Below are 20,517 nucleotides of genomic sequence, written 5' to 3' on the forward strand. Positions count from 1 at the left end.
AGATACCCCGTGGCGAGGGGGCTCGCTCCCGCTCGGCTGCGCAGCAGTCGCAAAACCGGCTGACGCGGTCTGCCTGAAGACAGCCAGGGCCGGCTTTGCCGGCCAGCGGGAGCAAGCTCCCTCGCCACAGGGTTGTCTGATATATCGGGTTCCTGGCGATGAAATGTCATTGCCTGTCCCACCGTCATCGCGAGCAGGCTCGCTCCCACAGATCCCCCACCGCTATTCAGGTTTGACTCAAGCCCGGACCTGACCGAAGCTTGCGACACTTCACGCTTCTGGTTATGGATTACCTGAATGTCCTCGTCTCGCCGCTATCTGCTCCTCAGCCTCGCCGTCGTCCTGGTCATCGGTCTCGTCGCGATATGGCTACGCAGCACCACGCCGCAAATCCCCGAAGCAATCAAGCGTGGTTACAGTGAGGCCCTGGACAACGCCCGCAACGGGCAGCCCGGCGCGGCGCGGATGCTTTACCAGCAACTCGGACGCCCGGACCTCTCGCCCAAGCGCCGCGTACGCTTGCACGCCGAGCTGCCCAACTATCCGAGCCCCCAGGCACTGAAACTGGCACAAGCGGACTTGCACAGCGAATCGCCGCAGGTGCGCCGCGCGGCCATTGACAGCATCGTCGGGCTGGTGCCGAACGCCCAGCGCAGCCTGTTGCTCGGCCCGCTCCTGGAGGACAACGAGCCGGACGTCCGGTTTGCCGCCGTGAATGCCCTGCTGGGTCTTTCGCCAGACGAACTGGGCCTGTATTTCGGCGCGATGCAGATCGCCGCCGATACCTGGAAGCAGGTACTCAGCGACGCTCCGCCCACCACCGAGTCGCTCTATCAGCTCGCCCGGCTGTACCTGCATAACGCTGATCTGAAAAAAGCCCAGCAGGCGCTGGAGCAGGCCCTGCGCCTGCAGCCGGACAACCTGCCGGCGCTGGTCATGCAGGTCGATGTGCTGGACCGACAAGGCCAGGCCGAAGCTGCACGACAACTGCTCGCCCGGCAGTTGCAAACCCAGCCGGCATCGGCTTATCTGCAACATGCGCTGGGCATGTGGCTGCTCCAGCACGGGCAGACCGAATACGCCGTGCTTGGCCTGGCCAAGGCGGTGGAGCTTGAGCCTGAGAACCGGCACTACCGCTATGACCTGGCGACCACTTTGCACGCCGAGCAGGAGGTGGAAGCCGCGCAGAAACAGCTACAGGAAATCGTCCAGCGCTACCCTGCCGATCGCAAGGCGCGGGTATTGCTGATCAATTATTGGAAGGAGACCGGTCAGTTGCAGCATGTCCAGGTTTTATTGGCCCAACTGGAACAACTGAACCCTGACGACCCGGCGATACAACAAGGCCTGTAGGCCCATTTGCGCGGGTGGAAAGTTGTGCAGCAGTGCGCGTTTTGTCAAAGGAAGCGGAACCGCCATCACTGCCAAAGGTCAAGTGTTCAGGCAGTTCATTTTCAGGCGATACCCCGCCTGCTGCCCACTTCCCTAGTCATGAGAGGGTTATTTTTGATTACATCTAACGAGTCGATCAGCGCAAAAGCCGCCACCGGGATCGAAGGGCTGGACGATGTCCTTTCCGGTGGTTTGTCCCGGGGTCACGTGTTTCTCCTGGAGGGAGAGCCGGGTACCGGTAAAACCACGGTCGCGTTGCATTTCCTGATGGCCGGCGCCAAGGCCGGCGAACGCTCGTTGTATATCACGCTGTCGGAAACCGAGCGTGAATTGCGTCAGGGCGCGGCCTCCCATGGATGGACGCTCGATGAGAGCATCCACATCTTCGAGCTGACCCCGCCCGAGAGCCTGCTCAACGCCGATCAGCAGCAGAGCCTGCTGTATTCCTCCGACCTGGAACTGGGGGAAGCGACCCGGCAGATCTTCGAAGTGGTGGAGCGCATCAAGCCGACCCGGGTCGTGCTCGACAGCCTTTCGGAGATCCGCCTGCTGGCGCAGAGCTCTCTGCGCTATCGTCGGCAGATCCTCGCGATCAAACACTACTTCGTGCGTTATGACGCCACGGTCCTGCTCCTGGATGACCTGACCACTGAATCCCTGGACAAGACCGTGCACAGCGTGGCCCACGGAGTCATTCGCCTCGAGGAACTGACCCCTAGCTACGGTGCCGAACGGCGCCGGCTGCGGGTGGTCAAGTATCGCGGGCAGAAATACCGTGGCGGCTACCACGATTTCACCATCATGAGCGACGGCCTGCATGTCTTCCCTCGCCTGGTGGCCGCCGAGCATCGTGGCCAGTACCTGCGTCAGCAGCTGTCCAGCGGCATCGGCGGAATGGACGCCCTGTTGGGCGGTGGCATCGAGACCGGCTCCAGCACCCTGATTCTCGGTCCGGCCGGTACCGGCAAATCGCTGATCTCGTTGATCTTTGCTGCAGCTGCGGTACGCCGCGGAGAAAAAGCCGCGCTGTTCATCTTCGACGAAGAGCTGGGGCTGCTGTTCGAGCGCATGAAAAACATCGGCATCGATCTGCACGAATTGCAAAAAACCGGCAACCTGCTGATCGAGCAGGTCGACGCCGCGGAGCTGTCTCCGGGTGAGTTTTCCCATCGCGTGCGGCGTTGCGTCAGTGACGGCAACATCAAAACTGTCGTGATCGACAGCATCAACGGCTACCAGGCCGCCATGCCGGAAGAAAACGCCCTGGTCTTGCATATGCATGAGCTGTTGCTCTACCTCAACCGCAAAGGCGCGGCGACCTTCATGACCGTCGCGCAACACGGGCTGGTGGGCGACATGCAGGCGCCAGTGGACATTACCTACCTCGCCGACACCGTCATCCTGTTGCGTTACTTCGAAGCGCTGGGCAAGGTTCGCCGGGCGGTTTCCGTTATCAAGAAGCGCACCGGCGCCCATGAGTCGACTATCCGTGAATATCGCATCAGCAAGCTGGGCATGACCATCGGCCAACCGCTGGAAGCATTCCAGGGCGTGTTGCGTGGCGTACCGACCTATATGGGTGCGGACAACCCATTGCTTGAGGATGGCACTCCGTGACGTCGGCCGAGCCACTGTCCGAGCGAGCGCTGATTCTCGCGCCGCTCGGACGGGACAGCCAGATTGCCCTGATGATTCTCAAGGAAGCCGGTTTTAACGGCCTCGTTTGCAGTCATCTGGGCCATTTATGCGAAGAATTGGGGCAAGGCGCAGGCCTTTTGGTGATTTCATCGGAAGCCCTGGTCGGACCGGATCTGGAAACCCTGTTCCAGCACATCGAACAGCAGCCGGCCTGGTCCGACTTGCCAATTGTCCTGCTGACTCATCACGGTGGCCCGGAGCAGAACCCGGTGGCACGCATCGGCGTGCAGCTGGGCAACGTGACGTTCCTGGAGCGTCCGTTCCATCCGGTGACGCTCGTCAGCCTGGTGACCACCGCGCTGCGCGGACGCCGCAGGCAATACGAAGCGCGGGACCGGCTGATCGACCTGAGCAACAGCGAACTGCGCCTGCAGACGACCCTCGAAACCCTGGAACAACAGGTCGAGGAGCGCACCGCCCAGCTGCGTCATAACGAAGAAGCCCTGCGCCAGTCGCAGAAAATGGAAGCAGTCGGCCAATTGACCGGCGGCATCGCCCATGACTTCAACAACATGCTCACCGGCATCATTGGCAGCCTCGAATTGCTGCGCCGACGCCTGGCCCGCGGCCGCACCGAAGACCTGGACAGCCTGATCGACCTGGGCGTGACCTCGGCCAACCGGGCGGCAGGCCTGACGCATCGGCTGCTGGCCTTTTCCCGGCGGCAATCGCTGGACTCCAAGGCTGTGCAAATGAACACGCTCGTATTGTCCATGGGCGAGCTGCTGCAGCGTAGCCTCAACGAGAGCATCCGCCTGGAAATGCAACTGGACGAGCAACTCTGGATCGCCGAAGCCGACCCCAATCAACTGGAAAGCGCCCTGCTCAACCTGGTACTCAACGCCCGCGATGCCATGCCCGGTGGCGGCAAACTGCTGGTGCAGACGTTCAATCGTTACCTGGACACCGGCTTCACCGACGCCTACACCAACCTGGAGCCCGGGGACTACGTGGTGTTAAGCGTGCAGGATAGCGGATGCGGCATGCCGGAATCGGTGATGCACCGTGCGTTCGATCCTTTCTTCACGACCAAGCCGATCGGCCAGGGCACCGGCCTCGGCCTTTCGATGATCTATGGCTTCAGCAAGCAGTCCCGTGGCCACGTTACCATCGACAGCGAGGTCGACAAAGGCACCACCGTGAACCTTTATCTGCCGCGCTTTGTGGGTGAGGAGATACACGAACCAGCCGCCGTCACCCAGCAGGCGCCTTATGCGCAGGATGGCGAAACCGTGCTCATCGTCGAAGATGATGCGGCGGTGCGGGTGTTGGTCAGCGCAGTGCTGAGCGAGTTGGGCTACGCCTTCGTCGAGGCCGGCGACGCAAACGCGGCGATGCCGATCCTGCAATCGAACCAGCGCATCGACCTGTTGATCAGCGATGTGGGCCTGCCCGGCATGAATGGGCGGCAACTGGCCGAAATCGGCCGGCAGATCCGCCCCGATCTGAAAGTGCTGTTCATCACCGGTTACGCCGAACACGCGGCGGTGCGCGGTGGCTTCCTCGACCCTGGCATGCAGATGATCACCAAGCCGTTCACGTTTGATCTGTTGACGGCGAAGGTGCGAGAGATGATCAAGGTTTGACCCCTTCGCGAGCAGGCTCGCTCCCACAGGGATTGCTGTGTGCCGTGAGGCCTGTGTCTGCCCAAAAATCCAATGTGGGAGCGAGCCTGCTCGCGAAGACTGAGTGCCAGTCAATACAGATGTTGGCTGGACTGGCCCCTTCGCGAGCAAGCTCGCTCCCACAGGGATTGCTGTGTGCCGTGAGGCCTGTGTCTGCCGAAATCCAATGTGGGAGCGAGCCTGCTCGCGATAGCGGTGGGTCAGTCAATGATGATGTTGGATGAGCTGGCCCCTTCGCGAGCAGGCTCGCTCCCACAGGGATTGCTGTGTGCCGTGAGGCCTGTGTCTGCCCAAAATCCAATGTGGGAGCGAGCCTGCTCGCGATAGCGGTGGGTCAGTCAATGATGATGTTGGATGGGCTGGACCCTTCGCGAGCAAGCTCGCTCCCACAGGAGTTGCTGTGTGCCGTGAGGCCTATGTCTGCCCAAAATCCAAAGTGGGAGCGAGCTTGCTCGCGATAGCGGTGGGTCAGTCAATGATGATGTTGGATGGACTGGCCCCTTCGCGAGCAAGCTCGCTCCTACAGGGATTGCTGTGTGCCGTGAGGCCTGTGTCTGCCCAAAATCCAAAGTGGGAGCGAGCTTGCTCGCGATAGCGGTGGGTCAGTCAATGATGATGTTGGATGGACTGGCCCCTTCGCGAGCAGGCTCGCTCCCACAGGGATTGCTGTGTGCCGTGAGGCCTGTGTCTGTCCAAAATCCAATGTGGGAGCGAGCCTGCTCGCGATAGCGGTGGGTCAGTCAATGATGATGTTGGATGGACTGGCCCCTTCGCGAGCAGGCTCGCTCCCACAGGATTCCATGTGTGCCGTGAGGCCTGTGTCTGTCCAAAATCCAATGTGGGAGCGAGCCTGCTCGCGATAGCGGTGGGTCAGTCAATGATGATGTTGGATGGGCTGGACCCTTCGCGAGCAAGCTCGCTCCCACAGGAGTTGCTGTGTGCCGTGAGGCCTATGTCTGCCCAAAATCCAAAGTGGGAGCGAGCTTGCTCGCGATAGCGGTGGGTCAGTCAATGATGATGTTGGATGGGCTGGCCCCTTCGCGAGCAGGCTCGCTCCCACAGGGATTGCTGTGTGCCGTGAGGCCTGTGTCTGTCGAAGGTCCAATGTGGGAGCGAGCTTGCTCGCGATAGCGGTGGGTCAGTCAATGATGATGTTGGATGGACTGGCCCCTTCGCGAGCAGGCTCGCTCCCACAGGGATTGCTGTGTGCCGTGAGGCCTGTGTCTGTCGAAGGTCCAATGTGGGAGCGAGCTTGCTCGCGATAGCGGTGGGTCAGCTACGCAAATGCTTGCATGTACCCGCTGTTGCTCTTGCTCTTGCTGTGCTTTTGATGTTGATCTCAGCGCCCCGTTAACCACGCTGGCCGAACGCAGGCATTGTGGAGTGGGCATCCCGGCATGGATGCCGGGATAGCCGCGCTGGGCCAGGGACGGCCCTTCGCGGCGGGCCCACGGAGCAATGCCGGAGTGAGGGCATGCCGAGCCTTGGCGAGGCACCGAGTGGTGGGGCAAAGCCTTTTTGGTTACTTTTTTGGCGTCTGAAAAAAGTGACCCGCCGTAAGGGCGGAACCCTAAGCGGCCGTCACGCAAAAAATGGATATACACCCAAGCCCAACAGCGAACCGCCCGGCTGAACTACGACAACATCCCCTGCATGATCTTCTGCAACACATCCAGATCAAACGGCTTGTCCAGAATCGGCGCCTTACGCGTGATGGGGCTATCGGTCTCGCGCACTTCCTGAGCATACCCACTGATAAAGATGACCTTCAGGTCCGGACGCAACCTCACCGCAGGCTCGGCGATCTGCACCCCGGAAATCCCCCCCGGCAGACGGAAGTCGGTAATCATCATGTCCAGGTGAGGCTTGCTCGCCAGAATCTCGAACGCCTGCTCGCCGTTTTCAGCCTGGAGCACCCGGTATCCTTCGCCAGACAGGTAGGCCGACAGCACCATCAGGATCGACGGATCATCCTCGACAATCAGTACAACGTCTTGCGCATCTTCACTCATGAGAAGCCTTTGTTGGATCAATAGCTGCTGATACGACCTTGGGGCCACTCAGAGGTTGCGTCCGTTCGCCAGTTTTCTGAAAAGGCAGACAAACGCGAAACAACGCCCCTTCGTTGAGGCGGCTATTGACCGTGATGATACCGCCATGGGCAGTGACAATCTGCTCGGAGATGAACAAGCCAAGCCCCAGGCCAGCGGTGGCGGCCTTGGACGATACCCGCTCGAACTGCTGGAAGATGCGCTTCTGGTTCTCTTCGCTGATGCCGATACCGTGATCCTGCACTTCGATGCAGGCGTGGTCGGGCGTCTGGTAGACGCGCACCTCGATCGAGCTCTTGCTGCCATAACGCAACGCGTTGGTCAGCAGGTTCGAGACCACCTGCTCGATGCGAAACTCATCCCAGTGCCCTTCCACCATAGGCTCGGCGATACAACTCACGGAGCATTCGGCGGCAGCGATCTGCGGCTGGAAGTTGCGCAGCAGGTTCTCCACCAGCGCCGTCAGGTTGAAGCGGGTCGGACGGATGGACAACTTGCCGGTGCGAATCCGGGACACGTCCAGCATGTCCTCGATCAAGCGGATCAGGCTCTTGATCTGGCGCTCATCACGTTCAACCATCGCCTTGATCTTGTCCAGGGTGAACGCCGAGGCGTTGTCGCGCGCCAAGTGCATCTTGCGCAACTGCGTTTCCAGGATCAGGCCGTTAAGCGGCGTACGAACCTCATGGGCGACGATCGACATGAAATCGTCCCGCATGCGCACCGCCTGCTCGAGCTCGCCACGGGTGGCTTGCAACTGCTGGAGCAATTGCTCCTGCTCCCGGCGACTCTGCTCGAGAGCTAGCACTTGTTCCTTCATCGCCTTGCGCTGGCGATAGAGCTCGACGAACACGCTGACCTTGCTTTTGACCGCGTGGGTGTCCAGCGGCTTGTGCAGGAAATCCACCGCGCCGCTTTCATAGCCGGTGAATGCATAGTTGCGCTCGCGGCCGGCGGCGCTGACAAAAATGATCGGGATGCTGCGGGTCTTTTCCGTGCCGCGCATCAGCTCGGCCAATTCGAATCCGTTCATGCCCGGCATCTGCACATCAATGATCGCCAGGGCAAAGTCGTGTTGCAACAGCAGCGACAGCGCTTCATCCGCCGACAAGGCCTTGAAGACCACGCGGTCCTCGCGCTTGATCAGCGCTTCCAGGGCCAACAGATTCTCAGGCAGATCGTCGACGATCAGCAGTTTGGCTTGAATATCTCTTGGCATGTGGTTCATTCCAGCCCGGCCAGCAACTGGCCGATGCCCTGTAAAGTTAGGATATGGTCGGGCTCATGCAACGTAAGCGCCGCTTCGGGCATGGTGGAAACCTGTGCCTCCTTCGGGTCCTGGACGACGGTGATGCCGCCCAGCTCTTTCACCCTGGCCAGCCCCCTGGCGCCGTCACTGTTGGCACCGGTCAGGACCACTGCCAGCAGACCAGGACCATAGACATCGGCGGCCGACTCGAACAACACGTCGATCGATGGCCGCGAATGGTGCACCGGCGCTTCCAGGCTCAGTGACAGGCTGCGATCAGCCTCGATCGACAGGTGATAACCGGGCGTTGCGACATACAACGTGCCCGGGCGTATGTCCTGCTTGTCCCGGGCTTCTTCGACGGGTATTGCCAGGCGATGACGAAACACCTGGGCCAACTGGCTGTTACGTTCGTCGGGCAAATGCAGCACCACGAGGACAGGCAGGCTAAAGCCCTTGCGCAGCGGCGTGAAGATGTTGAGCAGCGCCTCGACGCCTCCGGCGGAAGCGCCGACTACGATGGCCTCGATCAGGGGCCTGGATCTGTCCGTCATTGGGCTCATAACTTGCGATAGATCCGTTCCTGTTTGACCAACGGCTCGAACTGCTTGCCGAAAGCCGAAAAATCCAGTGTTTCCTTACTGCCCAACACCAGAAAACCACGATGGCAGAGGGACTCATGAAACAGTCCAAATGCGCGATCTTGCAGCTTTTTATTAAAATAAATCAATACGTTACGACATGAAATCAGCTGAGTTTCGGAAAACACGCTGTCCGTCGCAAGGCTGTGATCGGCAAAGGTCACATTCTGACGCAGGGTTTTGTCGAACATGGCGTAATCGTAGGCGGCCGTGTAGTAGTCGGCAAACGAACGCCGGCCTCCGGCGAGCTGGTAATTCTGGGTGTAGGCCCGGACATTCTCCAAGGAAAAAATGCCTTGCTTGGCTTTCTCCAGTGAACGCGGATTGATGTCCGTGGCGTAGATCAGGGTGCGGTCCAACAGCCCTTCTTCGTGCAGCAGGATCGCCATGGAGTAGACCTCTTCACCGGTGCTGCAGCCGGCGATCCAGATCTTGATCGAGGGATACGTCTTGAGCAGCGGCACCACTTCCTCGCGAATGGCCAGGAAGTGCGCAGGGTCGCGAAACATCTCGCTGACTGGAATCGTCAGCAGTTGGAGCAATTGCATGAACGCGCTCGGGTCGTGCAGTACGCGCTCTTGCAAGGCCGAGATGGTCTTGCATTCGAACTGATTCAACGCATGCAGGACCCGGCGCTTGATGGAGGCGCCGGAATAGTCACGAAAGTCGTAGCTGTACTTCAGATAGATCGCTTCGATCAACAAACGAAGTTCGATGTCAGTGTTTCGTTCCACTAGATTCTTTCCATATTCGGCAACCACACGCGAATCAGTGAGAACAGGCGATCCAGGTCGATCGGCTTGGCCAGGTAATCGTTGGAGCCCGCCGCCAAGCAGCGCTCCTGGTCATCCTTCATGGCCTTGGCGGTCACGGCGATGATCGGCAACTTGCGCCAGCGCGGGTCCTTGCGGATCAGCGCGGTGGCTTCAAAGCCGTCCATCTCGGGCATCATCACGTCCATCAGCACCAGATCGATATCCTCGACTTCGTTCAGCCGTTCGATCGCTTCGTAACCGTTACGGCCGATGACCACGACGGCGCCTTTCGCCTCCAGGGCGCTGGTCAGGGCAAAAATGTTGCGCACATCGTCGTCCACCAGCAGCACCTTGCGGCCTTCGAAAACCTTGTCGCGGCTGCGGGCGGTCTGCAGCATCCGCTGTCGTTCATGGGACAACCGCGATTCGACTTTGTGCAGAAAGAGTGTGACTTCGTCGAGCAGCCGTTCCGGCGAGCGCGCGCCCTTGATGATGATCGAGCGCGAGTATTTGCGCAGTTCGGCTTCTTCATCACGGGTCAGGTTGCGCCCGGTGTAGACGATCACCGGCGGAAACGAGCAGATCTCTTCGCTGGACATGCGTTTGAGCAAGTCATTGCCGAGCATATCCGGCAGCTTGAGGTCGATGATCATGCAGTCATAGACATGCGTGCGCAGCAGATCTAGCGCCTGCTGGGCCAGGCCGACCGCGGTGATCTCGATATCATCGTCGCCGATCAGCCGGGTAATGCTGTCGCGCTGCAAGTCATCGTCTTCCACCAGCAGCACGCGCTTGACCTTCTGGGTCAGCTTGGCTTCCAGGCGCGCGAAAACGTCCTTGAGCTCTTCTCGGGTCGTCGGTTTGACGGCATAACCGATCGCGCCCATGTGCATCGCCGCTTCGACACGGTCCTCGACGGAAATGACGTGCACCGGGATGTGCCGGGTCTGGGCCTGCTCCTTGAGCCGCTGCAACACGGTCAGCCCGGAATGGTCCGGCAAACGCATGTCCAGCAGGATCGCGTCCGGGCTCAGTTGCAAGGCCAGGTCAAAGCCTTCGTCAGCGCCATGGGCGACCAGGCACTGATAGCCCAGTTCATGGGCCAGATCGAACAGGATCCGGGCAAACTTTGGTTCGTCTTCGATAACCAGAATGCAACGGGTAGCGAAAGGCGCCTTGTCCCGGTCATCGGCAAATTGCGGCACAGGGGTTTCCACCTCGGCGACCAGTGTCGGAGCCGGCACATGAGCCGGGGCAGTGGTCGTCGGGGTGAACGCCATCGGTGCGACAGGCGCCTCCCCTGGCTCGACATAACGCCCAGGCATCACCAGCGTGAACACACTGCCCTGCCCCGGCTCGCTGGAGACCGAGATCGAGCCGCCGAGCAACGTCGCCAGGTCGCGGGAAATCGACAGCCCCAGGCCGGTGCCGCCGTAACGCCGATTGGTGGTGCCGTCGGCCTGACGGAACGCCTCGAAAATACTCTGCTGCTGGTCGGCGGCGATGCCAATCCCCGAGTCGCGCACCATGAACGCGGTACCCGAGCCGGGCTGGCCGGTGATGGTCAGGCAGACGGAACCCTGCTCGGTGAACTTCACCGCGTTGGACAAAAGGTTCTTGAGCACCTGCTCAAGGCGCTGGCGATCGGTATACAGCATCGACGGCGCGTCAGGCTGCAACTGCACCTCGAAACTCAGGCCCTTGTCTGCCGCCAGCGGCTTGAACATGTCCCGCAGCCCCTCGACCAGGCGAGGCACGCTGGTGTTTTCCGGGCGCACCTCGAGTTTTCCGGCCTCGACCTTGGAAATGTCCAGGATGTCGTTGATCAGGTTCAGCAAGTCATTGCCGGCGGAGTAGATCGATTCGGCAAACTTGACCTGTTCGTCGCTGAGGTTCCTCTGCGGGTTTTCCGCCAGCAGCTTGGACAGGATCAACGAACTGTTGAGCGGCGTGCGCAGCTCATGGGACATGTTGGCGAGAAACTCGGACTTGTACTTGCTCGAACGCTGCAGCTCTTCGGCGCGCTCCTGCAACTGGATCTGGGCCAGGTTCAACTCGCTGTTCTTCTGGTCCATGGCGTCGCGCTGCTCGGCCAACTGCTCGTTGGTCTGCTCCAGTTCCTGCTGCTGGGCTTCCAGGTGGGCCTGGGATTCCTTGAGGATGCGCGACTGTTCCTCGAGCTCTTCGTTGGCCGTCTTGAGTTCTTCCTGCTGCACCTGCAACTCTTCGTTGAGTTGCTGGGTTTCGGCCAATACTTCCTGCAGACGCTGACGGTAACGGGCCGCTTCGATGGAGGTGCCGATATTGCCGGCCACCAGTTCCAGCAACTCGATGTCCCGCCCGGCCAGGGGACGCAGGAAGCCCAGCTCGATGACACCATTGATGCGGTCGTCGTCACGGGTCGGCACCACCATCACGCAGTTGGGCAGCCCTTGGCCGAGCCCTGAGCTGACCTTGAGGTAATCGCTTGGCACGTCATCCAGACGGATGAGCCGCCCTTGGCGCACGGCCTGCCCGACGATGCCTTCGCCGTCCATGACCATCTGGTGCTGTTCGTCGTCTTCCCGGGACATGCCATAGGTGGCGATGCGCTTGAGCACGCCGTTTTCCTCCCGCGCATACAGTGCGGCAACGACGCTGCCCAGGTACTGGGCGCAGAACTGCAGAATGTTGCGCCCCAAAAGATTCAGCGTCAGTTGGCCGAGCACCTGCTCGGCCAGTTGAGTCTGGCCGTTGCGCAACCACGCTTGCTTTTCCAGATGCAGGGCGCTTTCTTGCTGGACTTTCAGGCTCGCGCTGTAGTTGCTCGACAGGGCCAACAGATCGCGCCGCCCCACGTAGGCCAGCAACCCGCTGATGGCCGCGACGAAGAGCAAATACAGGGCAATGCTCCAGAGCGTCGTGGTGCGCACCTGGTCGTTGCGCTCGGCGCGCAACTGCTGCTCGGTTTCGACGATGTCTTCGAAGGTCGTGCGAATCTCGTCCGTCAACCGTTTGCCACGCCCCTTCTTCACCGCGCCGCGGTAATCACCGCTGCTGCGCTGCAGGTCGATCATGCTCTGGGCATAGTTGGCCCATTCTGTTTGCAGTGCCTGGACCTTACGCAGGCGATCGGTCTGGACGGGATTGTCGGCTGTCAATTCCAACAATGTATCCAGAGCCACGGCGATGCGCGGCTTGGCCACCTCGTAAGGGTCGAGGAAGTGCTCGTCGCCGCTCAGCAGGTAACCGCGCATGCCGGTTTCCAGATCGACGCTCAGCTTCAGCGCTTCATTGGCATTGTTGATGACGCGATCGGTGTGCCCGACCCACTGGATCACCGACAGCAGATAAGTGATCAACACGATGAAAAACACCGCGCTGAGTGCACCCATGCCCAGCGGCAGGCTGATATTGCGGCTCAGGAGCTTGCGAAAACTTTGTTCGTCGACCGAAGACGAAGGAGTCATGGAAAAGGCCTTGGTGGACAATTGAAGACGATGGAGTTTGCCCAAAAATACGGGTTGGATCCACACATCTGACAAGGCAATGCCACAATTTCCTGACGGTACGACCGGGTCATAAGGATGCGACTATCCTTGTCAGCTCTTGTACTATAGATCCTTTCTTGTACAACCTCGGGAACTTGTACCGCTTCGCTACTTACTCATGCATACGGCTACTTTTTGCCGCGCCCCTACCGATTCCATCTTCCGAGAAGTCTATTATGTCCGTCCCCGCTTCTGACACCCCCTCCACCATCCTGGTAGTCGAAGACGACAACATCGTGCGCATGTTGATTGTCGATGTGCTGGAAGAACTGGAATACAAGGTTTTGGAAGCTGACGGCTGCGAGCAGGCACTTGAGTTTCTGAACGATGACGCTCAGCCCATCGCCCTGATGATGACGGACGTCGGCCTGCCGGTCATGGACGGCCGCGAGCTGGCGAAACGGGCCCAACTGGCCAGGCCCGGGCTGCCGATCCTGTTCGCTAGCGGTTATGCCGAAAGCATCGATGTGCCCGAAGGCATGAACGTGATCGGCAAACCCTTCTCCATCGACCAACTACGCGACAAGGTCAAAAAGATTCTTTCTTGAGCCCAGGCGCATTCTTGGTCACTATCGGCGCCCCGCGCGCCGACCGCGCCTGACCCGCCTCAAGGAATGTCCCTCATGTCTCATCCCACCGCCACCAAGGTCCTGGTGATCGGCTATGTCTGGCCCGAGCCACGCTCATCGGCGGCCGGTGGGCATGTCATGCAGTTATTGGAGGCTTTTCTCGGGCAAGGCTGGGACATCACTTTCAGCAGCCCCGCCAGGCCCGGGGAAAACCGCGCCGACCTGATCGCCCTCGGCATCCGCGAGGTACCGATCGAGCTCAATAGCAGCAGCTTTGACGCATTCATCAGCGAACTCGCCCCCGATGTCGTCCTGTTCGACCAGTACATGATGGAAGAACAGTTTGGCTGGCGAGTCGAGAAGCACTGCCCCGACGCCCTGCGCGTGCTGGAAACCTCCGACCTGCAAAGCCTGCGGCACGCGCGGCATCAGCGCTTGAAGGATCGCTTGAAAGCCGATGAAACCTGCGAGGATTTCAGCGACCTGTTCGCCCCCGCCCTGCGCGAAGAATTCGAGCTGATGGCCGACACCGACCTGGCCAAGCGCGAGATTGCCGCCCTGTACCGGTGTGACCTGAACCTGATGGTGTCCGAAGTCGAGATCGAACTGTTGGTGGAGCACTTCAAGGTGCCCCGTGAGCTGTTGCTCTGGTGCCCATTGATGCTCGACCTGCCTGAGCAAGCCTTCGTGCCGTTCGAAGAACGGGCGCACTTCCTCAGCATCGGCAATTTCCGCCATGCACCGAACTGGGACGCCGTACTCTGGATGAAAAATGCCGTGTGGCCGCTGATTCGCCAGCGACTGCCCGGTGCACAGCTGCATCTGTATGGCGCCTACACCCCACCCAAGGCCGCAGCGCTGCATAACCCGGCCCAAGGCTTTTACATCATGAACTGGGCGGAGGATGCCTTGCAGGTCATGTCCGCGGCGCGCATCTGCCTGGCCCCCCTGCGTTTCGGCGCGGGCATCAAGGGCAAACTGATCGAAGCCATGCTCTGCGGCACGCCCAGCGTCACCACGCCCATCGGTGCCGAAGCCATGCACGCCGGCATGCCCTGGCCCGGTGTCATCGCGCAGAGCGCCGAGGACATCGCCAACGCCGCCGTACAGCTGTATAGCGATCAGGCACGCTGGGCCGATGCCCAGGACGCCGGGCTGGCTTTGCTGGCGGCGCGCTTTCGCCGGCAGGTGCACGGCCCCGCGCTGACCGACAGCATCAATGCCTGTCGTGCCGATCTGGCGCGCCGACGCCGGGACAACTTCACCGGCAGCATGCTGCGCCATCACCAGCACAAGAGCACCCAGTACATGTCCCAGTGGATCGAAGAGAAGAACCGCAACAGCTGACCGGCCTTCGTTCCGGGGCTGGAACCTGCGCGGCGAAGGGGGCATTATCCAGCGGCGATAACAATAAAAGCGCCAGGCCCATGACCCGAACAGCCAGAGTCACCGACCCTTCCTACGAGTTGATGGACGACCACAACGGGCTGTCCATCATCTATCGCCAGCACGGCTTTCCTTGCCCGCTGGTGCGCTGGCATTTCCACAAGGAATACGAGCTGCACCTGATCGTCGCCAGTTCGGGCAAGGTCTTCATCGGCGACTACATCGGCAATTTTTCTCCGCAGTCGCTGTTCCTTACCGGCCCCAACCTGCCCCACAACTGGATCAGCCAGGTGGCCGAGGACGAAGTGGTGCCCAAGCGCGACATGCTGGTGAACTTCACCGATGAGCTGTTTGAAAGCGGCAACCAGGTGTTCGCCGAGCTCAAGGCCCTCGCACCGCTGCTGGAGCGTGCCCAGCACGGCATCGAATTTCGCTGCAAGCGCACCATCCGCCAGGCCATGACGTTGATGCAACGCATCGCCGACGCCCAGGGCATGAGCCGGCTGGGCTACTTTTTTATCCTGATGGAGCTGCTGGCGGCCTGCGACGACTTCCAGCTGCTTTCCGGCGCCACCACACCACACGCGGCGGACGAGCACAGCATCGACCGCACCAACCGCGCGGTGGATTACATCTTTGCCCATTACGCCCGGGAGTTGCCCCTGGAAGAAGTCGCCGAGCACCTGGGCATGAAACCCACCTATTTCAGCCGAGTTTTCAAGCAAGCCACGGGGCGTTGCTTCATCGAATTCGTCAATCGCCTGCGCATCAGCAAATCTTGCGAGCTACTGGCCGATGGCGACAAACCAGTGACCGATGTGTGCTTCGAGTCGGGCTTCAACAATATTTCCAACTTCAACCGACGCTTCCAGCAACTCAAGGGCATGACCCCGTCGCACTACCGGCGGCTGGCGGTGCAGCGGTTGACCGAGCAGAACCAGGCCTGACCCTTGTGGCGAGGGAGCTTGCTCCCGCTGGGTTGCGAAGCAGCCCCAAAAAACAGGGCCGCTGCGCGCCCCAGCGGGAGCAAGCTCCCTCGCCACAGTTAGCCCTCTCTCGTCTTCAGTGCAAAAAAGTATCAGTAAAAGTGCGACGAATGATTTGTCATGCAATCCATTGAGGGCTGTAATCAGCGCACATTCTTCCTCTCATCCGGAAGACACAAAAACAATAACTGTCCTTCTGCAGCCCGTGGGCGCGGAAAAGGAGTGCGCGATGAAACCTTCGGTAAAAGCTCTGCTTGTCTCCACCTGCATGACCCTCAGCAGCGTCAGTTTCGGCGCGCAAACCCTGACCATTGCCACCGTCAACAACAGCGACATGATCCGCATGCAAAAGCTTTCGAAGACTTTCGAGGCCGAGCACCCGGACATCACGCTGAACTGGGTGGTGCTCGAAGAAAACGTCCTGCGCCAGCGCCTGACCACCGACATCGCCACCCAGGGTGGACAGTTCGACGTGCTGACCATTGGCATGTACGAAGCCGCACTGTGGGGAGCCAAGGGCTGGCTGGAGCCGATGAAGGACCTGCCGGCGTCCTACGACCTGGAAGACGTCTTCCCTTCCGTGCGCGATGGCTTGTCGGTCAAGGGCTCGTTGTACGCCCTGCCGTTCTATGCCGAAAGCTCGATCACCTATTACCGCACGGACCTGTTCAAGAACGCCGGGCTGAGCATGCCTGAGCACCCGACCTGGACCCAGATCGGTGAATTCGCGCAAAAGCTCACCGACAAGTCCAAGGAACAGTATGGCCTGTGCCTGCGGGGCAAGGCCGGTTGGGGCGAGAACATGGCGCTGATCACGACCCTGGCCAACGGTTTTGGCGCGCGCTGGTTCGATGAGAAGTGGCAGCCGGAGTTCAATGGGCCTGAGTGGAAGGATGCCCTGAACTTCTACGTCGACAACATGAAGAAATCCGGCCCGCCGGGCGCGTCCAGCAACGGCTTCAACGAGAACCTGGCCCTGTTCAACAGCGGCAAGTGCGCGATGTGGGTCGATGCCAGCGTCGCCGGTTCGTTCGTGACCGACAAGACCCAGAGCAAGGTGGCCGATCACGTCGGGTTCACTTTCGCCCCCCACGAAAAAACCGACAAGGGCACCTCGTGGATGTACTCCTGGTCCCTGGCCATCCCGACCAGTTCCAAAGCCAAGGACGCGGCCAAGGTCTTCACCACTTGGGCAACGTCCAAGGAATACGGCCAACTGGTCGCCAAGACCGACGGCATTGCCAACGTACCGCCAGGCACCCGCGCCTCGACCTACAGCGACGAGTACATGAAGGCCGCACCGTTTGCCAAGGTGACGCTGGAGTCGTTGAAAGTCGCCGACCCGAAAGCACCGACGCTCAAGCCCGTGCCTTACATCGGCATTCAGTTGGTGACCATTCCCGAGTTCCAGGCCATCGGCACCCAGGTCGGCAAGTTCTTCTCCGGCGCGCTGACCGGCCAGCAGAGCGTGGACCAGGCATTGACCGCCGCGCAGTCCACCACCGAGCGCGAGATGAAACGCGCCGGGTATCCCAAGTAAAGACTTGTAAATATCCATTTGTGGCGAGGGAGCTTGCTCCCGCTGGCGGGCAAAGCCCGCCCTGGCGATCAGAAAGATTGCCTATGGGCATGGGCCCGCTGCGCGGTCCAGCGGGAGCAAGCTCCCTCGCCACAGGGAATGTGTTGCATAAGAGTAAGCGCTCATGAATAGCTCAACGACAACCGCCAAAGCCCCCGTCGAGATTGCTCCGCCTCCAGTCCGCAAGATCCGCCTGGCCAACCCCGGCTGGTTCCTGGTCAGCCCGTCGGTCGCCTTGTTACTGCTGTGGATGATCGTGCCGCTGGGCATGACCGTCTATTTCTCGATGATCCGTTACAACCTGCTCTACCCCGGTGAAAACGAATTCGTCGGGCTGGAGAACTTCACTTACTTCCTGACCGATTCGGGCTTCATGCCCGGTGCCACCAATACCTTGCTGCTGGTGGGCAGCGTGCTGCTGATCAGTATCGTGCTCGGCGTATTGATCAGCGCGTTGCTGGAGGCCAGCGAGTTTTTCGGTCGCGGCATCGTGCGGGTGTTGCTGATCTCGCCGTTTTTCATCATGCCCACCGTCGGCGCGCTGATCTGGAAGAACCTGATCTTCCATCCGGTTTCCGGCATCCTCGCCTCGGTATGGAAGCTCTTCGGTGCGCAGCCGGTGGACTGGCTGGCGCATTACCCGTTGCTGTCGATCATCATTATCGTGTCGTGGCAATGGCTGCCCTTCGCGATCCTGATCCTGATGACCGCCATGCAGTCCCTCGACCAGGAACAAAAAGAAGCCGCGCGCCTGGACGGAGCCGGACCGATCGCGATTTTCTGGCACCTGACCCTGCCACACCTGGCGCGTCCTATTGCCGTGGTGCTGATGATCGAGACGATTTTCCTGCTGTCGGTGTTCGCCGAGATCTTCACCACCACCAACGGTGGCCCTGGCTACGCCTCCACCAACCTCGCCTACCTGATCTACAACCAGGCGCTGGTGCAGTTCGACGTCGGCATGGCGTCAGCCGGTGGCCTGATCGCCGTGGTGATCGCCAACATCGCTGCCATCATCCTGGTCCGGATGATCGGCAAAAACCTCACCGACAAGCATTGAGGCCGTCGCCATGACTCTTCAACAATCCCGTCGCCTGCAAAGCCTGCTGCTGGGCACGTTGGCTTGGGCCATCGCGATCCTGATCTTCTTTCCGATCTTCTGGATGGTGCTGACCAGCTTCAAGACTGAAATCGACGCCTTCGCCACGCCGCCGCAGTTCATCTTCGCGCCGACACTGGAGAACTACCTGCACATCAACGAGCGCAGCAACTACTTCAGCTTCGCCTGGAACTCGGTGGTGATTTCCTTCAGCGCCACCGCCCTGTGCCTGCTGATCGCGGTGCCGGCGGCCTACTCCATGGCGTTCTACGAAACCCAGCGCACCAAAGGCACGCTGCTGTGGATGCTCTCCACCAAAATGCTGCCGCCGGTGGGCGTGCTGATGCCGATCTATCTGCTGGCCAAGCAGTTCGGCCTGCTGGACACGCGCCTCGCGCTGATCATCATCTACACGCTGATCAACCTGCCGATCGTGGTCTGGATGATTTACACCTACTTCAAGGACATCCCGCGCGACATCCTCGAAGCCGCGCGCCTGGACGGTGCCACCCTGTGGCAGGAAATGGTCCGCGTGCTGCTGCCGATCGCCAAGGGCGGCCTCGCGTCAACGGTGCTGCTGTCGCTGATCCTGTGCTGGAACGAGGCGTTCTGGTCGCTCAACCTGACCTCATCCAAAGCCGCGCCGCTGACAGCACTGATCGCCTCTTATTCCAGCCCCGAGGGCCTGTTCTGGGCCAAGTTGTCCGCCGTCTCGACCCTGGCCTGCGCGCCGATCCTGATTTTCGGCTGGATCAGCCAGAAACAACTGGTGCGCGGTTTGTCCTTCGGCGCGGTGAAGTAACGCGCCCTACACAGTCATCAGAAGTGGAGGCCCATCATCATGGCCAACCTGAAAATCAAGAATCTGCAAAAAGGCTTCGAAGGCTTTTCCATCATCAAGGGCATCGACCTTGAAGTGAACGACCGCGAATTCGTGGTTTTCGTCGGCCCCTCGGGCTGCGGCAAGTCCACGCTGCTGCGGCTGATCGCCGGCCTGGAAGAAGTCAGCGACGGCACCATCGAGCTGGACGGCCGTGACATCACCGAAGTCAGCCCGGCCAAGCGCGACCTGGCGATGGTGTTCCAGACCTATGCCCTGTACCCGCACATGAGCGTGCGCAAGAACATGTCCTTCGCCCTCGACCTCGCCGGTGTGCCCAAGGCCGAGGTGGAAAAAAAAGTCAACGAAGCGGCGCGCATCCTCGAACTGGGGCCGATGCTGGAGCGCAAGCCCAAGCAGCTGTCCGGCGGCCAGCGCCAGCGCGTGGCGATCGGCCGGGCCATCGTGCGCAACCCGAAAATCTTCCTCTTCGACGAGCCCTTGTCGAACCTCGACGCCGCCCTGCGCGTGCAGATGCGCCTGGAACTGGCGCGCCTGCATAAAGAGTTGCAGGCAACCATGATCTACGTGACCCACGACCAGGTCGAAGCCATGACCCTGGCCGACAAGGTGGTGGTGCTCAACGGCGGGCGCATCGAGCAGGTCGGCTCGCCGCTGGAGCTGTATCACCAGCCGGCCAACCTGTTCGTCGCCGGGTTCCTCGGCACGCCGAAGATGGGTTTTCTCAAGGGCAAGGTCACCGGCCTGGACGGCCAGGGTTGTGAAGTGCTGCTGGACGCCGGCACCCGCATCAGCCTGCCGCGCAGCGGTGCCAACCTGAGCGTCGGCGGCGCGGTAACCCTGGGGATTCGCCCGGAACACCTGAACCTGGCGCAACCGGGTGATTGCACGCTGCGGGTCACCGCCGATGTCAGCGAACGCCTGGGCAGCGACACCTTCTGCCATGTCGTCACCGCCTCCGGCGAAGCCCTGACCATGCGCGTGCGGGGTGACCTGGCGAGCCGTTTCGGCGAGCAACTGGAGCTGCACCTGGACGCCGAACATTGCCACTTATTCGATGCCGAAGGCGTTGCGGTTTCCCGCGCGCTGCGCGCTGCCGCCTGATTGCCGAGATTT

15 protein-coding genes are annotated in these 20,517 nt (G+C 60.7%); 10 read left to right on the top strand and 5 right to left on the bottom strand.

Translation table 11 applies throughout. The annotated features are described in order from the left end of the window. Positions 1-297 precede the first annotated feature (297 nt). The 3 genes from J3P97_RS14900 to J3P97_RS14910 all read left to right on the top strand — a co-directional run bounded on the left by J3P97_RS14900 (position 298) and on the right by J3P97_RS14910 (position 4,676). Complete coding sequence (locus J3P97_RS14900; RefSeq protein ID WP_434672103.1) at positions 298-1,353, top strand: tetratricopeptide repeat protein; 1,056 nt, start codon at positions 298-300, stop codon at positions 1,351-1,353. 153 nt (positions 1,354-1,506) lie between these two features. Further along, positions 1,507-3,009 (top strand): ATPase domain-containing protein, encoded by a 1,503-nt coding sequence (locus J3P97_RS14905; protein WP_434672104.1) that lies wholly within the window; start codon positions 1,507-1,509, stop codon positions 3,007-3,009. Further along, a complete protein-coding gene (locus J3P97_RS14910; protein ID WP_434600945.1) occupies positions 3,006-4,676 on the top strand; it encodes a response regulator in 1,671 nt (556 codons plus the stop codon). The genes J3P97_RS14905 and J3P97_RS14910 overlap by 4 nt, the downstream gene beginning before the upstream one ends. Positions 4,677-6,349: 1,673 nt before the next feature. On the opposite strand, the gene J3P97_RS14915 is transcribed toward J3P97_RS14910, so the two are convergent. From J3P97_RS14915 to J3P97_RS14935, 5 genes are read right to left on the bottom strand one after another with little or no spacing between them, the layout of a single operon-like run. Continuing rightward, complete coding sequence (locus J3P97_RS14915) at positions 6,350-6,727, bottom strand: response regulator (protein WP_434573902.1); 378 nt, start codon at positions 6,725-6,727, stop codon at positions 6,350-6,352. Next, entirely contained in the window at positions 6,720-7,985 is a 1,266-nt protein-coding gene (locus J3P97_RS14920) for a hybrid sensor histidine kinase/response regulator (protein WP_434672105.1), read from the bottom strand. The genes J3P97_RS14915 and J3P97_RS14920 overlap by 8 nt, the downstream gene beginning before the upstream one ends. 5 nt (positions 7,986-7,990) lie before the next feature. Continuing rightward, on the bottom strand, positions 7,991-8,578 hold the full coding sequence (locus tag J3P97_RS14925) for a chemotaxis protein CheB (protein ID WP_434672106.1): 588 nt from the start codon (positions 8,576-8,578) through the stop codon (positions 7,991-7,993). After that, positions 8,575-9,390 (bottom strand): CheR family methyltransferase, encoded by an 816-nt coding sequence (locus J3P97_RS14930; protein ID WP_434573896.1) that lies wholly within the window; start codon positions 9,388-9,390, stop codon positions 8,575-8,577. Before J3P97_RS14930 ends, J3P97_RS14925 begins: the two co-directional genes overlap by 4 nt. Then, positions 9,390-12,860, bottom strand: a complete 3,471-nt coding sequence (locus J3P97_RS14935; RefSeq protein WP_434672107.1) for a response regulator — start codon at positions 12,858-12,860, stop codon at positions 9,390-9,392. The genes J3P97_RS14930 and J3P97_RS14935 overlap by 1 nt, the downstream gene beginning before the upstream one ends. A gap of 257 nt (positions 12,861-13,117) precedes the next feature. Here J3P97_RS14935 and J3P97_RS14940 point away from each other — a divergent pair, with 257 nt between their 5' ends. The 7 genes from J3P97_RS14940 to J3P97_RS14970 all read left to right on the top strand — a co-directional run bounded on the left by J3P97_RS14940 (position 13,118) and on the right by J3P97_RS14970 (position 20,505). Next, positions 13,118-13,489 carry a response regulator gene (locus J3P97_RS14940; protein ID WP_434573892.1) on the top strand — a complete coding sequence of 124 codons (372 nt, stop codon included), beginning with the start codon at positions 13,118-13,120 and terminating at the stop codon, positions 13,487-13,489. A gap of 75 nt (positions 13,490-13,564) precedes the next feature. Then, positions 13,565-14,857: a glycosyltransferase gene (locus J3P97_RS14945; protein WP_434672108.1), complete on the top strand. Its 1,293-nt coding sequence runs from the start codon at positions 13,565-13,567 to the stop codon at positions 14,855-14,857. Positions 14,858-14,937: 80 nt separating this feature from the next. Beyond that, entirely contained in the window at positions 14,938-15,843 is a 906-nt protein-coding gene (locus J3P97_RS14950; RefSeq protein WP_434672109.1) for an AraC family transcriptional regulator, read from the top strand. A 268-nt stretch (positions 15,844-16,111) separates the two neighbouring features. Then, entirely contained in the window at positions 16,112-17,422 is a 1,311-nt protein-coding gene (locus J3P97_RS14955) for an ABC transporter substrate-binding protein (protein ID WP_434573885.1), read from the top strand. Between the two features lie 163 nt (positions 17,423-17,585). Further along, positions 17,586-18,521 carry a carbohydrate ABC transporter permease gene (locus J3P97_RS14960; RefSeq protein ID WP_434672110.1) on the top strand — a complete coding sequence of 312 codons (936 nt, stop codon included), beginning with the start codon at positions 17,586-17,588 and terminating at the stop codon, positions 18,519-18,521. A gap of 10 nt (positions 18,522-18,531) precedes the next feature. After that, positions 18,532-19,362, top strand: coding sequence for a carbohydrate ABC transporter permease (locus J3P97_RS14965; RefSeq protein ID WP_014338173.1), 831 nt, complete (start codon positions 18,532-18,534; stop codon positions 19,360-19,362). Positions 19,363-19,401: 39 nt separating this feature from the next. Continuing rightward, a complete protein-coding gene (locus tag J3P97_RS14970) occupies positions 19,402-20,505 on the top strand; it encodes an ABC transporter ATP-binding protein (RefSeq protein WP_434600949.1) in 1,104 nt (367 codons plus the stop codon). Positions 20,506-20,517 lie beyond the last annotated feature (12 nt).

The sequence above is a fragment of the Pseudomonas sp. R1-15 genome, assembly GCF_051132085.1.
GTDB lineage: Bacteria > Pseudomonadota > Gammaproteobacteria > Pseudomonadales > Pseudomonadaceae > Aquipseudomonas.

Excerpts from the sequence above, each read along its gene's own strand:
- J3P97_RS14900 (WP_434672103.1), top strand. The coding sequence starts at position 298 with ATGTCCTCGTCTCGCCGCTATCTGCTCCTCAGCCTCGCCGTCGTCCTG.
- J3P97_RS14915 (WP_434573902.1), bottom strand. The coding sequence starts at position 6,727 with ATGAGTGAAGATGCGCAAGACGTTGTACTGATTGTCGAGGATGATCCG.
- J3P97_RS14920 (WP_434672105.1), bottom strand. The coding sequence starts at position 7,985 with ATGCCAAGAGATATTCAAGCCAAACTGCTGATCGTCGACGATCTGCCT.
- J3P97_RS14925 (WP_434672106.1), bottom strand. The coding sequence starts at position 8,578 with ATGAGCCCAATGACGGACAGATCCAGGCCCCTGATCGAGGCCATCGTA.
- J3P97_RS14935 (WP_434672107.1), bottom strand. The coding sequence starts at position 12,860 with ATGACTCCTTCGTCTTCGGTCGACGAACAAAGTTTTCGCAAGCTCCTG.
- J3P97_RS14940 (WP_434573892.1), top strand. The coding sequence starts at position 13,118 with ATGTCCGTCCCCGCTTCTGACACCCCCTCCACCATCCTGGTAGTCGAA.
- J3P97_RS14945 (WP_434672108.1), top strand. The coding sequence starts at position 13,565 with ATGTCTCATCCCACCGCCACCAAGGTCCTGGTGATCGGCTATGTCTGG.
- J3P97_RS14950 (WP_434672109.1), top strand. The coding sequence starts at position 14,938 with ATGACCCGAACAGCCAGAGTCACCGACCCTTCCTACGAGTTGATGGAC.
- J3P97_RS14955 (WP_434573885.1), top strand. The coding sequence starts at position 16,112 with ATGAAACCTTCGGTAAAAGCTCTGCTTGTCTCCACCTGCATGACCCTC.
- J3P97_RS14960 (WP_434672110.1), top strand. The coding sequence starts at position 17,586 with ATGAATAGCTCAACGACAACCGCCAAAGCCCCCGTCGAGATTGCTCCG.
- J3P97_RS14965 (WP_014338173.1), top strand. The coding sequence starts at position 18,532 with ATGACTCTTCAACAATCCCGTCGCCTGCAAAGCCTGCTGCTGGGCACG.
- J3P97_RS14970 (WP_434600949.1), top strand. The coding sequence starts at position 19,402 with ATGGCCAACCTGAAAATCAAGAATCTGCAAAAAGGCTTCGAAGGCTTT.